A 16,343-nucleotide genomic window follows, 5' to 3' on the forward strand; every position below is an offset into this window, starting at 1 on the left:
TATGCGGAAGGTAACGGGGGCTGAGCTTTGGAGAATGGATCTAATCCATTATTCTGCATGTATTTACGTGTCATGAAGAATAGAAAATCAGGGGACGGTTTTACGTTGAATGACCTCATTATTTTCGTTTCACTGCTATTATTATGCGGTGCGATAGGTGTTTCCTACGCTTCGTTCAAATCGAACTCAATTGCAGTTCTCTCTCCGGCATTTCTTTGGGGGATTTTTGCAATCTTCTTTTGGACTCTCGCAACCATTTCCAGCCTCAGCAGACTTCAAGTCGCCCCAGCCTGGCAAGATCAGGCGTGGTACTGGTCGGCAATCCTGGCCTGTTGTCCTTTGATCTCGGTACTCGGTGCGAAGAGACCCACTTCACGAGTTTGGAACTGGTTCATTATCTTACCTCTCATCGCTGTACTCGGTTGGCCAGCGGTGACGGTTCTCGTTCGTTACCCGGATCTGGTTGCCTTAAAGATTCAGGCTCCGGTCTATATAGGATTCGTACTCGTCCTGGTGATGGGAATTGGAAACTACATGGGGTCGAGGTACGGAGCGAGCGCGTTCTTTGTTGGAGTGGCTGTGATGCTCTCATTGTGGCCGATCTCGAATTCCTATCTGGGAGATCATGACTCGGTCACGCGACTTCGAGGTTTTGCATCCCTCTTTTGCGGGTTTGCAGTGCTGCATGGATTTCGACAGTCGATTCGGCCTTCTCCTGATGAATCAAGATTCGATAAGGTGTGGTTTGATTTCCGTGACGCATTTGGAATAGTTTGGTCGATTCGAATTCAAGACCGCATCAACCAGACAGCTGTCAAAGAGAAATGGTGCGTTCGCCTCGGAACAGAAGGATTCGTCTGGGAAGATGAGGCGTCTTCTGATAAACGAGAACAGACAGAAGAACGTTTACGCCATACACTATATTGGTTATTGCGACGTTTCGTTGATCCGATCTGGATTGACGAACGACTGAATCAGCAGATCAACACTCTGGATACTTCAGCATGACTGTAAAATCACTTGATCAAAAACTGGCCGCGATCCATCGAGATCCTACTGGCTGCAAAGAATTCATTATCGCTGATGCCAAAGATGCCGACATGGCTTTCGGGATGGCCGCTCCCGGAGAAATCTGCGGGAGTAATGAAGGCGAATGTCGATTCAAAACTCTCGCTGAATATCGCGAGCAAATTCGCCAGGTGATCCGGCAAGGCGTTGTCGACATTGTATTAATGTCTGCCAGCACCAGCGAAAAGCTGTGCCTCGAAGAACGCCTCTTCGAGAACTCACATATCACTCCCGCAATCCGCGCAAACGACGCCTCTGACATTTTCGCCTTTCGAGGCAGTGATATCCCTTCTGAGCCAGCTTATCCATTTCGAACAGCCCAGCTCGACCACGCTCAATGCGGGCATCTCGATTGTGAACCGGGCGAGCGGGCGGCAGGAGCCGATCTAGGATTGTACTCGGTGACGTTCAATAATGACCGCACAATCGATCTGGCAACTCTTAATGCTTACAACGAGTTCCGTGCAGAAGCTGAACGAAAAGGCTTTCGGCATTTTCTAGAAGTTTTTCATCCAAACATCCAAGAGGCTGTGACGGCTGAAACCGTTCCGTACTTCATTAATGATGTGATTGCACGAACGCTCGCTGGGGTTGCAACTGCGGGGCGTCCGATCTTTTTGAAAATCCCCTACCCTGGCCCAGAAGCTCTCGAAGAACTCGTTGCCTACGATCCGCATTTAATCGTCGGAATTCTCGGTGGATCATCCGGGACAACGCGTGACGCATTTCAAATGATTCACGATGCCCACAAACACGGTGCTCGCGTCGCCCTCTATGGTCGTAAAATCAACAATGCCGAGAACCAACTCGCATTCATCGAATTCCTAAGACACATCGTGGACGGGGTCATTTCACCAGAAGAGGCTGTCCGGGCATACCATTCAGTTTTAGAGAAACTTTCGATCCGTCCACACCGACCGCTCGACCAAGATATGCAGGAAACTGCAGGTGTGATGAGTTACGGTGGCGAAACGCCGACTTCTGGCGACTCTTCGAACCAGCCAAGCCATTCGCAGGCAACATCGAGCCCGGTTGACTTTGCAAAGATGACGAGCGAAGAGCGATTGGCGTATCACATGGATCGACTCAAAAATCTGTGAGACAAGCCGTCATCAAAAGACGGGATAGATCGTGACACCGATTAATACGACGATCAAACCGACCAGTCCCATACAGGCTGTCATCGGTGTGATGTATTTCAATCCCTCGGCCTCGGTCATCCCGCTCATTTTGGTAATGACCCAAAATCCGCTGTCATTCATCCAGGAAATCGGCTTCGATCCACAGCCAATCGCGGCAGCAAGATAAAATGTCTCAAACGGCAAGTTCCCGTCTCTCGCGATTCCGGAAAGAATTCCGGCTGCGGTAATCATCGCAACTGATGCGGAACCTTGTGCGGTTCGAATTGCAGTAGTAATCAGAAATGCAAGAATACAGATGATTTGTGGGGACGCTTCCGGGAGATTTTGAATCAGCTCGGCAACTCCAGTTTGACGCAGCACTTGTCCAAATGCTCCTCCCGCAGCTGTGATGAGAATGATGACGCCCCCGCTCGCCAATGCAGACTGAACAGAGGTCGACAGTTCAGCGAATGATCGTTTCTTCTGCCGAATCAAAGTTGCCATCGCAACTATGGCGGAAAGGATCAAGGCGACGTTCTTATCTCCCAGCGTCGCGATTGTTCTCTTGACGCCCGGACTCAAGTCGATCGGAAAACCTGGGTAGCTCACAATGGTTTGCAACGAAATCAATAGGACTGGCAACACAATTGGCAAGCACGCGATCCCAAATGATGGGAGTTCGCTCTCATCGATTTGCATCGATTCTTCCAGATCGGCAAGAGAGAAATCGGCTGACTCTCGCAACGGGAGCTCCACTCTGCGATTCAACAAAGTTGCATAGAGATAGCCAAACCCAGCTGCGAATAAACCAACAATTGCTCCTCCAAGAATCATGACACCCAAATCAACGCCGAGTTCCTCAGCGACCAGCAGCGGTCCCGGAGTGGGCGGGACGAGCGAATGGGCCATGGTGGCTCCGCAAACGATTGTCAGCACGTAAAGGATGTAATTCCCCCCAGTGCGAAGGCGCATCGCTTTCCCTAGCGGAATCATCAGATAGAAAACAGTGTCGAAAAAAACAGGGATGCCGAGGAAGAAACCGCTCACCATAAAGGCTGCCGGGGCCGCCCTTTCGCCGAACCAGCTGAGTGTCGTTCGCACAATCCGATCGGCAGCTCCGCTATCAAGCAAGCACTTTCCAATGATCGCAGCCATGGCAATCAAGATTCCGATCTTAACGCAAGTTCCACCAAACCCGCCGGAAACGCGCGCTCCGATGGTCGCATTGGATGCTTTTAAGGCCGATTTCATTTCCAGTGAATGAATTGCGCGGTATGTCCCCAGAGTGGGGGCCAAGGCGACTTGTTCGTCTTTTGAGACAATCTCTGCTTGTGACCATTGTTCACCAGGGGAGTCTCCGTCGATCCACTTCGTTATCCGAAGCTGACCCACTTGCTGGAACGATTTTGAATCGGACTCTCTGGAAATCAAAAGATACCGCATGTCCGGCGAAACGCCCTGCTTCTCACCCGCATGGAGAGTGACAGTTTGAGAATCGGCTTGGACGTCAACCGGAAATGAAGCACTCGTGACGTGGTATCGCTGAAGCGCAGTTGATGGCGTTAACAACGCGACGATAAATGCGGCAGAAATTAAAGCTAAGAAAGCGTGCAGCCGCATCGCCAATATCGATCCAACAACAACTACGATTCCTGCAAGCAGGATGAAGATCAATCCCCAAGTCGAATCCATACGATGCCGCTCTTTGTGGTATCAATGATTGTTGATAAAGAGGTCATCGTAGCGAGTCACAGTATATTGTAAAACGAGAGAGTCACACTGTGATGAACGAGAGATCATTCTCAGCAAGGGAGACGATGACATCATACGCACGATGATCTCTCGGAAGCCTCACCCTGACTCGGATGAAACTTCACATCGGTTCGGAAGCGCTGTTAATGCTTGCCCTTCACAATGACGGCTGGGAACAGCAATCTTCAAAGTTGCTCAAGCGTTCCTAACGGACGTGGAAGAATGCATAGTACATAATTCCAAAGCAGACAAAGAAGATTGAGACCTTCATCCAGATTGGAAGATTTTCCATTGTCAGTTCAACAGGCTGCGCTTGCGACTGAATTGGTGGAGGGACAGCGACAGGTTGTCCAGCTTGAGCAACTGGTGCCCGACCGATCGCAGGCTGACGCAAATTCTGCACATCGGCACCATTCCCTTGAACGGCATCGTTGATATTTGTGGAATCGGTCATCGCGATCCCAGGCTCTTCGACAGGCATGAAGTCAGATTTATTGACCGGAGAATTGTCCCACAAGATTCCACAGTGGGGGCATTCCTGACCGGATTTGCTTGTCAGTGAAACTTTCTTCATGCAGTTTCCGCAAATGATCGTCACTGTCGGCTCGCCAGCGTTGCTCGGTTTTGCTGGTTGCATCACCATAATTTTCTCATCGCCCTCAGGCTCCGTTTCGGGCATTGGAGGCTTCGGAGATTTCTCCTCGAGTGCGAGGTGAAATTGGGTCAGGTTTGCAATTGCGACGTCTTCAGACTTCGAGACCTTGACCATGAACTCTTCAGCGATTTCCCCTTGTGTCCATTTCAAATTGGCGTCAGGGAGATTTAGCGAATCCAGTTTTTCGAATAGATAATCGATTCCCCCAGGATTTCGAAACCGAGATCGATCGGGGACAACCAAGGCGGAGTCGGAAGTCAATGAGAGCATTTGACCTCGCACGATCACGCCCAACTTGGACTTGAGAATCACGCGGACTGATGGCTCAAACTTTAAGGTAGGTAGCTCTTTAGCATTTGGCGTAATCGAGTCCGTCGCAGCCGGTTTTGCGTCAACAAACTGCGCATGAGCCAAGCTGGACAGAGACAGAAAACCGATCACAGCCAAGAAGCTGAAGCCAGTCTGAAATTTGCAAGCGGTCGACGCTGATCGCTGTCCCACCGGAAAAGAAGTTAAGCTCTTAATAAAATGACTCATTCTGGTCTCCCTTAGGCTCCAGCTTCACGAGCTCAGTTCGCGTTCAGTTGTAAGATGTTAACTTCTATTCCAGGAACTTCCAATAGCCTACGATTTTTTCGCCGGACAGTAAATAGGCCAATTCACAAATTTACAAGATCCTGACAGTCATATCTTGATTCGGCAATGGGAAATCGTTCCTAGGTTGTTTATAGTGTCTGCGGTGAAACTTGTCTGAATTTCATGTCCTGATGAGCAGATTGCAGGGCCTGACAGACGCTTCTGGCGTTATTGTTCTGTAGAATTTGGATAGATTTTGCCTTGAAGTGCTCCACGCACTCGTTGTCCTGTTGGCCCAAATGGGCTGAAGTCAGTCAGGAATCATGAACTACCAGGAGACGATTTCACTCCCCTTGGTCATTGTCATTCTTTATTGATGAGTAGAGGGCAAGGTGTCACTGAAAGTTTCGAGAATCGATGCAAAAATCAAAAAAACGTCCAGAAACCTGCAAAGAGAGTCCACCGACCTGGATCGTCTTGCGTCAAATTGAAAGGCTTCCCTGAGTGTTTTGGGAGCAGAAAGTTCAAGTCGCTGTTGAAACCCATATTGGCTTGCGTCGCAAGAACAATGAGGATTCAGCGTGCTTTCAGCTCTGCCAGGACGAAGAGCAGTGGCGAAAACGGGGGCATTTATTCGTCGTGGCAGATGGCATGGGTGGCCACGCGGTTGGGGAACTCGCGAGTCGAATCGCGATTGAAACCTTGCCTCACGCGTTCTTCAAAACAACAGAAAAAGACGTGCGCAGCACTCTTCAGGAAGCTGTCACCACTGCAAACGAGGCGATCTATCAGCGAGGAAGCACGAACGAAGACTTTCTCCACATGGGGACGACATGCACTTCGTTGACCTTGTGTCCACGGGGAGCAATGATCGCACACGTCGGAGACAGCCGCGCCTACAGGGTTCGAAGAGACCGCATCGACCAGCTGACGTTTGACCACAGCCTGGAATGGGAACTGGAACGACGAAACCAATCCCTGATCGGTGTGGTGGACATGAGTAAACACCGCAACATTATAACGCGGTCACTCGGTCCAGAAGAGAATGTCGAAGTCGATATCGAGGGGCCTTATCCCGTGATCCCGGGAGACACATTTGTTTTGTGCACTGATGGGCTCTCGAATCAGGTTTCGGATGAAGAAATTGGTGCGATTGCTCGTGAGCTTTCACCCAGCCGGGCCGCCAAGTTGCTCATCCATCTTGCGAACGTCCGGGGTGGCCCCGACAATTCAACAGTCATCGTCGCGCGTGTTGGTGATCTCCCCGCAAATGTCCAACCGGTTTATGTTGAAGAAGAAATCGATGACACAAGCAACTTGGACTGGTCCTGGTTCATCGGGTTTTCCATTGCCGCTCTTGCACTCGTATCAGGCTTGTGGATGCTGTTGTTCAACCATCCAACCAAAGGAGCGATCACCACAGTTGTGGCGGTCCTCGGATTTCTGGCTTTAGCGATTGGAGCCTATCGCAAACAACGTGAACTTCTGGCTTCGACAGCAGACGATTCTCAGCTCACCAAATTTTTGAGGCCACACCGAACGGCAGTCTGTCTCGACTCGAAAAACTTATGTGAACTTCTCTCTGCGATCGAAATCGACCTGCGTCGAGCAGCTCAGGAAGATGGCTGGTCCGTCAACTGGAAGGAGCACAAAAACGCTCTTGAAGGAGCAGGTCGAGCAGTTCAGGAAAAACGGTACTCGAGAGGCGTCCGAAATTTTGCGAACGCAATCGGGGAAATCATGGACGAACACCCGATCCGCAGCGGGAATTAGAGGAGTTTGCTCTACCGGTGTGCCCGTGAAGAACGCGTTTCATCAAAAAAATTGCTGTTCGCCACGAGGCAGAACCTGTACACCAATTCGAATGATGCTCAAGCAACGGTCCCGGAATCGTGTCTCAATGGGCAAAGAGAACTCCCCCCCTCGCTTCTGCTTCACAACTCGACGTGATCTGTGGGTCAGCTAATCAGTGATCGGAAACAAAGCCAGAGACACTTTTTGATCTTACTGCCCACCAACGAATCTCAATCAGAGCGTGTCCTATGTGGTGGCCGCGTACTGACTCATAGTGAGTAATTCTACGGATTTACGAAAGTGATCTCTACATGCACGAAAAATCTTAATCGCTTAACCAACGTGCGGCATCTTTCGAGAAGTAGGTCAGGATCATATCGGCACCGGCTCGCTTCATGCTGGTGAGCATTTCCAGTGCGACTCGTTGTTCGTCGACCCAACCATTCGCCGCAGCTGCTTTCACCATCGAGTATTCACCGCTGACGTTATAGGCTGCCAGTGGCAACTCTGGATGAGCCTCTTTGACTCGATGGATAATATCCAGATAACTCAGCGCCGGTTTGACCATTAAGATGTCTGCACCTTCGAGGACATCTAAATCGACTTCGCGCAATGCTTCGTTCCCGTTTGCCGGGTCCATTTGGTATGTCGCCCGGTCACCGAACTGCGGTGTACTTTCAGCAGCATCACGAAACGGACCGTAGAAACCGGAGCTATACTTGGCTGCGTAACTCATAATTGGAAGATGTGAGAAATCGTTCTCGTCGAGCACCTCTCGCAGGGCTGCGATCATGCCGTCCATCATTCCACTGGGGGCAATGAGATCAGCCCCTGCCTGTGCGTGGCTGAGAGCTTCCTTTTGCAGGATCTCCAGAGTGGCGTCGTTATCGACATCCATGACCCCGGTTTTGTCATTGATAATGCCGCAGTGTCCGTGGTCTGTAAATTCGCAAAAACAGACATCGGTGATGACGAGTAAATCTGATCCAGTCGCTTTGATGGCTCGGACGGCCTGTTGAATGATCCCCTCGTCCGAGTAAGCATCTGAACCGACAGCGTCTTTGTGTTCAGGAATCCCGAACAAAATGACGCCGGGAATCCCCAGGCTTTCAATCTCTTTGATTTCCTGCGGGAGTTTATCGACAGTGAGTTGTCGATGCCCGGGCATCGACGTGATCGGGACTTCTTCGCCTTCTCCATGCCGGATGAACAACGGAAGAATCAAGTCATTTGGAGTAAGAGTCGTCTCGCGAACGAGGTCTCTAAGTTTCGAATGACGACGAAGCCTGCGCGGACGAACTGTCGGAAACATGATAGTTAGCCTTCTCTCAATTGAGCGAAAAAATCAATCTGCCAATACGAGGTCTTAAGCCGAACATTCTTACACCTCAAGTGCATGACAAGTTCTGGATGCGGAATCTCTTGAAGCAGGCAGCGATCGTTTTTTCAAATCGGTGTCCAAAACGGCCTAAGCTCCAAACAATTCATCATCCGATTCGTCATCAGACTCATTGCCTGCCAGGTCATCGGTTGTCCAATGCATTCCCTGCCAAACAACCCCTGGCCGGTCGATGTAGTCGACTTCGTCAGTGTGGACATCGACAATTTCTGCTGGCAACTCTTCACAGCGAGACTGGAACGCAAGAACAAAATTTGTTGCGGCCTCTTCGGATTCCGCAAGGACTCCCCATTCTCTCTGGTACTCGGTCCATTCATCCTGCCCGTACAGGCATCCCCGAGAATCTTTCCAGGCTTCATTGAGAGGCTGACGAATCTGGACGTTGAAGAAGTTGACAGTTTTTGTCTCTTCGATCTGTTCTCGCAACCCATCGAAATAGGTGTCGGGTAGGAACCCGGCAACCAAGAGTTGATGCTCGAGCTTTGTCCTTAACAGGTGATTCGCAGGTAAGTGTTTTGAGTGTTCCCAAATATGACCGAAGAGCCGAACGAGTCCATTTAACGAGAGGTAGTCGATTTCGCTGAGTTGCTCATCAAGCACTTCAGTGAAGATGGAATCGATTTGCTCTTGATCTTGTCCTAGTGCGATCAGATTGCAAAGTTTGATAGCAGAGAGATGGAATGTTCCCGGTGGATCAAATTCGTTCTCCGCGTCGATAGCCAGAAGACTTTCTTCGTGTCGACCGAGTTGCATCAAGGCGACGCCACGATAGTAGTGAGCCCAAGTTTGAGGTTCTCCCAAGGCGAAGAATTTGTCCATGTAAGTCAGCACTGAATCAAACTGTTCAATCTGCAATGCTGTCATAGCAGCTTCCCAGGCGATGGATTGATCATCAGCTCCCTCTCGCAAACTCAAGTCGAGCACAGCCAAGGCATCGCGTGGTCGGTCCGACTGCCGATACACATCTGCCAACGGAAGCACGACGGTCGGTTCGGTTCGCTTCAAGCGGAATCCACGAGAATAGCAGCGTTCAGCTTCTCCCAGGTTTCCTTCATCGAGGTAGAAATCACCCGCGCGGGAGAAGTTTTTGGCGTGAGTCACCTTGGGAGATGTCGATCGTTTGAACCAGGCCTCTAATTGCTCAACCGTAATCGATTCGAATGCCCCGGGATCAGCCTGTCGGAAATAGTTTCCGATCGCTGCGACGACACTCACGGTGACGGGGTCATCAAAGAAGGCTTCCAGAATTTGGAGTGCCCAAGGCCAAACTCTAGTTGCATCCTCGGTTCCTTGAACAACAAACTGGCTCAAGTGAACGAGATAAGCTCCATCACGGGGATCTTCAATCCGACTGGGCGTGTAGCTGAGAAACTCTTCAAGGACCTGTTCGCGGACTGTCTCATCCTCGGGAGCAAGCATTAGCCTTTGCATGATTTCTGCGAGGATGTTCCCCAGCGGTGTTTCAGCTTCAGCATCGTCCGAATCATCGCCACTTTCTGCGTTGTCTGAAGTTGATTCCTCCCCGGCTTGGCTGGAAGAATCGACAGCCGCATTACCACTTTCCTGAAGCGCCGCGACCGGTGAGGTCGCAGTTTCTTCATTGAAGAGTTGTTCAAGTCGTCTGAGTGTCAGAAAATCTTGTGCTTCGCTGGCACTGGCTTCCAGACCTTTGGTGAGTGCTTCAGCTCGCTTTTGATTATTGCTCAGTAAATACGCAGCGATCAGACGCAAGCGGACTTCAAACCAGTCTTTATGGCAATTCTGCTCTGTGAGGCGGCGATCCCATTCGGTGAGCGTTTCAATCGCTTGATCAAAGTTTCCAGAGAGCACGTTCTCCAACGCGTCACACATTGAGCGGCGAAGCTCGATATACAACCACTCTCCCTCTTCGGGGAACTCGCTTGCGACACTGCCCCAATCAAATCGCGGTTTACCTGCCAGCATCAACGCTTCGTCGAGAGTCGCTGCCACCAGGAGTTTTGAACGGGTTTTCAAGTAGACATCTTCAGCGACAGACAGCTCGAAGGCTTTGTTCAACTCCTGAATCGCCAACTCAAGCCGGCCTTCCAAGATCAACAGTTTTCCTAATTTATGATGACCAGACCAGCGGCGATCCTTATTGTCTGAGCCATCTTTCCGGTACTCAAGCAGGGACTCGCACTGATGCCGGACCATTTCAAGGTCATCGGCAGCGAAATAGACGTCCGCAGCGTACTCGCGGAAACATTTCACGCATTCCATTTTCCCGGTTTGTCGACAAACCTGAAGCCCTTCATTGATGCACTCGTGCATCCCCTCAGAGTTGAAGCCCGACATCATTCCCGTTGCCTCAGCGAGGTTGTCGTAAGCACATGTTGACATCCAGGAACAGAGCCACTGATAGTGACCTTCATCGAGATTCGGCTGAATTCGGCGTGCCTGCTCTTCGTTTTCGAGCAGTAAGACCAACTCGACCGAGGCTTCCCGGGTTGCCTGAGGGTCGAGGAGTCCATGCCCAAACCGCATTTGGTCAAACAATCCACGCATGTAATGCACTGCGAGTCCGTGAGTTTTCGCCAGACGGGTTGCCTCTTTCGCAATGCGAACTGCAGAGCGGATTTGGCACTTTTGAAAACACTCTTCAGATTTTTTGTCGAGTTCTTCAAGTTGCTGTTCGATTTGATCGAGTTCGTCGGACATCATTTCGCCTGCGGTATGCTGAATTACGCCTCTCGTTTGCAACACTTTGACCGATTCGCGATCGTTCTGGAGTGCAAACAGGAGGAAAGTTGCCTTGCATGAGTGAGATAATGGCCCCATCGTCGCGAATTTGAGAATGAGACGCAATCGATCCAATCGTTTCCGGAAAATGATTTCGTTTTTGCGTAGAAGACTGCGAAATCTGAGACGATTCGCTAGGCTGCGTCTATCTTTCGCCTTGTTACCATATTGTTTTTCGAATCAAGAGATCATCAATGAGTTCAAAGTCCTCGACTGAATACCTGACCCAAATGTTTGGCCTGGAGGGAAAAACTGCTGTCATTATCGGCGGAACAGGCGTTCTGGGAGGAGCGATCTGCGATGCACTTGCTGGAGCCGGGGCACACATCTATGTCGTTGGGCGGAATGCTGAAGCAGGACAAGAAGTTGTCGATCGCTGGCCTGACCGTGCAACGTTTTTTCAGGCAGACGCAACCGACAGAGCGGACCTCGAAAAGCTTGTTGAGGAATTGAAGTCACAGAATCGCGAATGCGATATTCTCGTCAACGGAGCAGGTACAAATTCTGCAACTCCGTTCATGGAGATCACGGATGAAGAATGGGACCGGATCTTCAAAGTGAACCTGACTGGACTACGCTCTGCGTGCCAGGTTCTTGGGCAATACATGCTGGACGCAGGAACTCATGGCTCCATCATCAACGTCGCTTCCCTCACTTCAATCAAACCACTCTCTCGCGTATTCACTTATTCCGCAAGTAAAGCGGCTGTTCTGAACCTCACCGAAAACCTCGCCCGCGAATTCGCTCCGAACAATATCCGTGTGAATGCTATCTCTCCCGGATTCTTCCCAGCTGAGCAAAACCGAAAGGTTCTGACACCAGATCGCATTGAAAGTATCATGCGACATACACCAATGAATCGATTTGGTGAGGCCAAAGAGCTTGAAGGAGCGATTCTGCTGATGGCTTCAAATCAAGCTGGCGGATTCCTGACCGGCTCAAACATCGTCGTAGACGGTGGATTCAACGCGATGACGATCTGATCTGACGGATCTAAAAGACCATTCTTCAGCCATGCTGGAAATCACTTTCCAGCATGGCTTTTGCTTTTGAAAACAAGCAGAATCGCAGAGACGCTCTGCGTAACAGGACACTAACTTGGGACTCTGGAACTGTGAGGGATCGCTCTGCCCTCCCCGCATTGTCTGCTTCTGAACTCCGACAATGACCAGTCCCAAAACCCCGGCGAATCGCTCGCGGTGAATGCTCTCAAAGTTCACCGAAAGACTCGGAGGGGCAGCCTCCGGAGACGAAAGAGAGGCTGAAGCCCGAAGTGAAACATCCTCTCATTTCAATCTCTCTGAGGCAGCTTTGGATCACTAACTGAGCCTTCTGCGAACTGCTTAAGTTACGAAAGTAATTGTTGATGTATCTCCGGTTTGCGACGGCCATAAACAAAAAGAATGAACTTGTTCCACAGAACCGCAGCATCCGCATCAGCCAGAAAGGCCTTCTGGCTCAGCAAATCACGTTCTTCGAGAGCTTCGGATTTCCTGACACGATCGATACTCCAATCACGAGATTTTGACGGTTGTCGCGATAGTATTGCTGTTTAAGATGGGTTACGGCGAGTAGTTTTTCGACTTCTACCGATCGAACTGCTTGTACAGTTTCGCTTGTTTACCTGACTGGTATGAGTTGCAACCTCGCCCATATCAGTAGAAGCTGATGTAGTTTCGATTTCTCAACAATTCTCGACGAATTGATTCAAGTTCGAGGCTTGAACCTTTTTGCTTGAAAGTGCATTGTGAACTAGGTTGAAGTAACGGTTCTGAGGCCGGAATGTGCTGGCCTCATTTGCGCACGGATGCAGTTAATGTCAGTCGAGTGATTCTCAGCGGGAGTTGAGGTCACGAAAACAAAGGGGGACACGATGGGACTTACCATCGTTCAACGCCGATTTGCATCTCAAGTTCGTCTCTTCACGTTCATTGCGTTACTACTTTCGTTTTGTTCCTCTGCCATTGCTGTCGACGTTACAGTTGTCGATCAGCAAACGGCATTGCAGGACGGAATGAGTCTGGAGCAAGATCGAAATTGGCGAGAAGCCATTCGCGTTTATCGCGCAGCACTCAAAAAGTGGAAAGACGATGAAGCCCTGAAGCTCGGCTTGCGTCGCTCACAATTCCACTATTCCATCGATCGGCGCTATCTCGACGATAGCTTCAAAATGTCACTCAAGCCGATGTCGCTTGATGCGGCACTGAGCCTGTATGACGACGTCATCGTCAATCTTCAGGGATACTATGTTGAGCCGATTAGCGTCAGCACGATTGTGGCCCACGGAACCGAAAGCCTCTGGCTTGCTTTGGGGAACGAAAAATTCGTCGAAGAGAATCTCAGAGGAGTCTCCCCAGAACAGGTGGAACGCTTACGACGAAAACTCTATGAAGGCTACTGGAACAAACGGGTTCCCCATCGTTTTTCTGCTCAGGAAGTTGTCACCGAAGTTTGCGAACTCTGTAAGTCGGAAGTCGGACTTGATTGCGGACCTGTGATCATGGAATACGTTTTCGGGGCCTGCAATTGCCTGGATGATTACAGCAGTGTCCTGACACCGACAAAGGACAAAGACCTCACTGGAAATATCGAAGGGAAATTTGTCGGCATCGGAATTGTCATGGAAGCTGACCTTGGAGCCGGCATGAACCTCGGACAAGTCCTCCCGGACAGCCCAGCCTTCGAAGCAGGCTTGAAACGTGGCGACGTTATCACAGCTGTCGACGGTCAAGATTGTCGCTACATGTCCACTGAAGAAGCAGCTTCACTGCTATCGGGAACAGCTGGTAGCCAGGTGCAATTAAAGATTCAACGAGAAAACGCGGCGCCGTTTTCAGTTCGTTGCGTAAGACGAGAAGTGAAGATCAAAAGTGTCGCTGTTGCGAAAATTATCGATTCGCAAAACGGAATCGGTTACATCCAGATGACAGGATTCCAACAGAACACAACTCAAGAGATGGACGATGCTCTTCGCAAATTAAGCGCTCAAGGCATGAAAATGCTGATCTGGGACTTGCGTGAGAACCCAGGCGGACTGCTGAACATCGCTGTCGAAGTCGCGGACCGATTCATCTCCGAGGGGGTCATCGTTTCGACTCGAGGACGAGCTGCAAATCAATCCTCTGCTTTCCGGGCACATGCTCCCGGAACTTGGGACATGCCCTTGTTACTCTTAATCGATGAAAACAGTGCCAGTGCCAGCGAGATCATCGCGGGGACCATTCGTGATCATCATCGCGGAAAGATTGTCGGCCGGACATCATTTGGAAAGTGGAGCGTCCAAACCATCTTCCGCGCCCGCTTTGGAACAAGTATTCGCCTGACGACTGCCAAGTTCTACTCGCCGAACGGGGACACATGGGGTAAAGTAGGACTCAAACCAGACATCCATGTTGAAACGGGACCAACAGATCGCCCCTTAGGTGATGTCGATTTGGTGAACGACCCGGATTTGCAAGCAGCCCTGCAATTCTTCACGTCACAGGAATACACGAAGCGTTAAATAATGAATGACTCTGGCGACTCAGCCTCTGCCTCGAATCTGAAATGGTTAAAAGGCAAAGGGTTGGGGCCACAAGTGAAATGGTCCGTCGGGACCGATGGAGCCCTCACCGCTTTGGCGTATGCACGCGAAAGCGGTGATCTTTTTATCACCGACGAATCAAACACGATCACGCGCATCGACCGTCTTGGAAAAATTGCCACGTTGAATCGTGTTCACGATTCAATCTTCGCGCTCGCCTGGAGCGACGACGGTCGATACGGTGCTGCAATCGCAGGCGAAGACAATATTGTTCGCTTCGACCGAGAACTCAAAACGGTCCACAGCATCAACCTCCCCGACATCGGACTCGGGATTGCCATCTCCCCATTTGGTCATCATGTCGCTGTCAGCATGTCGAACGGGAGAAACGTCTTCTTCAATGAACGAAAGCGACGTATCGCGCAGTTCGAAACGATACGCCCTCTCTCCTTCCTTCAGTTCTGCGCCAGCGAACCGCTCGTCTTCGGAGCCGCAGAGCATGGACTCATTTGCTGCCACAACTTGTCCGGTGCAGAAATCTGGCAAGAGAAAAACTGGTCGAACGTCGGCGGAATTCAAATCACTGGAGACGGTGATCTCGTTTATCTCGCCAGCTTCGGTCACGGCATCGAAGCCTACGACGGCGATGGTGCCTCGATTGGATCTTATGTGCTGGATGGGACAGTCAACCATATCGCGGTGAGTTACGAACCTCAGCGACTTTTAGCCGGGACCGTCGAACGAAATCTGATCTGGCTCGACGCCGATGGAGAACTCCTTTGGTCCACCACCGTCGAAGATGAAATCGTCGACCTGATTTGTGATCCACTCGGCGAATGGGCGATCGTCGGTTTCCAGAACCAAGGCGTCTACCGACTCGACTGGGGCGGCGTTTAATCCCAGCGAATCATCGTTGGATGAATCGCTGGATTGACCTGACGCGATTCAGATTCGCAGACTGAAAGTGAGCGATGACATGCAGGCCTCGCAACGTGGAACGAAATACGGTGTCCTGTTAGGAGTGGTATCGCTTCTGTTTGTCCTGCTCGCAATTGATACTCAGTTTTGGTTCTTCTTTTGTCCAGCAGTAAGTTTTGGAATCGTTTCTTTTGGATATCTTAAAGCTGGACCAAAGGTTTTTGGAAAGTCGTCCCGTGGGACCATTTCGTTTTTCAACATTTTACTTTTGCTTCCATACCTCGCTTACGCCTGGTCGACCTGGCACTTGTTGCGATTCGTAAAGCGTGAAAATGCATACGACCAACTGACAAATGATATCTTCATTGGTCGGCGTTTGACGCGACAAGAGTGCCCTGACTATTTCGAGCATGTGATTGACTTAACTTGCGAATTTAACGAGCCGGAAAAACTGAGGTCGCGGTCATACTATTCATTTCAGGTTCTTGACGGCTTCGTTCCGACCTGTGATCAACTCTGTGATTGGGTGAAAGCGGCATCGAAATTACAGGGGAATCTTTACATTCATTGTGCGGAGGGGCATGGTCGAACAGGATTGTTTGCAGCAGCTCTGCTCCTCTACCGTGGTGATTTCCAGACAGTCGAGTCCGCGTTACAATTCATTCAATCAAAGCGGCCACTGGTCCGACTCGGGTCGTTACAATTCAAGACCTTGAGTGCAGCTCAACAGCAATGGGAGAATGTGCATTCAAGTGATGAGGTCAATGTTTAACACAG

The 16,343-nt window shown here is 50.4% G+C and carries 11 protein-coding genes; 7 read left to right on the top strand and 4 right to left on the bottom strand.

Features of this window, described 5'->3' with window-relative positions; all coding sequences use genetic code 11:
* Positions 1-105: 105 nt before the first annotated feature.
* Together Mal48_RS16410 and Mal48_RS16415 are read left to right on the top strand one after the other, a co-directional pair.
* A complete protein-coding gene (locus Mal48_RS16410; protein ID WP_145201933.1) occupies positions 106-1,008 on the top strand; it encodes a hypothetical protein in 903 nt (300 codons plus the stop codon).
* The gene (locus tag Mal48_RS16415; RefSeq protein ID WP_145201936.1) at positions 1,005-2,168 is read left to right on the top strand and encodes a hypothetical protein; all 1,164 of its coding nucleotides are present in this window, start codon (positions 1,005-1,007) and stop codon (positions 2,166-2,168) included. Before Mal48_RS16410 ends, Mal48_RS16415 begins: the two co-directional genes overlap by 4 nt.
* A gap of 12 nt (positions 2,169-2,180) precedes the next feature.
* Here the strand turns inward: Mal48_RS16415 and Mal48_RS16420 are convergent, their stop codons facing one another.
* Positions 2,181-3,881, bottom strand: coding sequence for a GntP family permease (locus Mal48_RS16420; protein WP_145201938.1), 1,701 nt, complete (start codon positions 3,879-3,881; stop codon positions 2,181-2,183).
* Between the two features lie 265 nt (positions 3,882-4,146).
* Positions 4,147-5,133, bottom strand: a complete 987-nt coding sequence (locus Mal48_RS16425; protein WP_145201940.1) for a hypothetical protein — start codon at positions 5,131-5,133, stop codon at positions 4,147-4,149.
* Between the two features lie 543 nt (positions 5,134-5,676).
* Here Mal48_RS16425 and Mal48_RS16430 point away from each other — a divergent pair.
* Positions 5,677-6,945: a PP2C family protein-serine/threonine phosphatase gene (locus Mal48_RS16430; RefSeq protein WP_145201943.1), complete on the top strand. Its 1,269-nt coding sequence runs from the start codon at positions 5,677-5,679 to the stop codon at positions 6,943-6,945.
* Between the two features lie 346 nt (positions 6,946-7,291).
* On the opposite strand, the gene hemB is transcribed toward Mal48_RS16430, so the two are convergent.
* Together hemB and Mal48_RS16440 are read right to left on the bottom strand one after the other, a co-directional pair.
* Positions 7,292-8,278 (bottom strand): porphobilinogen synthase, encoded by a 987-nt coding sequence (gene hemB, locus Mal48_RS16435; protein WP_145201946.1) that lies wholly within the window; start codon positions 8,276-8,278, stop codon positions 7,292-7,294.
* A gap of 156 nt (positions 8,279-8,434) precedes the next feature.
* Positions 8,435-11,164, bottom strand: coding sequence for a tetratricopeptide repeat protein (locus Mal48_RS16440; RefSeq protein ID WP_145201949.1), 2,730 nt, complete (start codon positions 11,162-11,164; stop codon positions 8,435-8,437).
* Between the two features lie 155 nt (positions 11,165-11,319).
* Here Mal48_RS16440 and Mal48_RS16445 point away from each other — a divergent pair, with 155 nt between their 5' ends.
* The 4 genes from Mal48_RS16445 (at position 11,320) to Mal48_RS16460 (ending at position 16,338) form a co-directional block, all read left to right on the top strand.
* Entirely contained in the window at positions 11,320-12,108 is a 789-nt protein-coding gene (locus Mal48_RS16445; protein WP_145201952.1) for an SDR family oxidoreductase, read from the top strand.
* Between the two features lie 890 nt (positions 12,109-12,998).
* Positions 12,999-14,627: a S41 family peptidase gene (locus Mal48_RS16450; protein WP_145201955.1), complete on the top strand. Its 1,629-nt coding sequence runs from the start codon at positions 12,999-13,001 to the stop codon at positions 14,625-14,627.
* Between the two features lie 3 nt (positions 14,628-14,630).
* The gene (locus tag Mal48_RS16455) at positions 14,631-15,545 is read left to right on the top strand and encodes a WD40 repeat domain-containing protein (RefSeq protein WP_145201958.1); all 915 of its coding nucleotides are present in this window, start codon (positions 14,631-14,633) and stop codon (positions 15,543-15,545) included.
* A gap of 79 nt (positions 15,546-15,624) precedes the next feature.
* On the top strand, positions 15,625-16,338 hold the full coding sequence (locus Mal48_RS16460; RefSeq protein WP_145201961.1) for a dual specificity protein phosphatase family protein: 714 nt from the start codon (positions 15,625-15,627) through the stop codon (positions 16,336-16,338).
* Positions 16,339-16,343 lie beyond the last annotated feature (5 nt).

The sequence above is a fragment of the Thalassoglobus polymorphus genome, assembly GCF_007744255.1.
Classification (GTDB): Bacteria; Planctomycetota; Planctomycetia; order Planctomycetales; family Planctomycetaceae; genus Thalassoglobus; species Thalassoglobus polymorphus.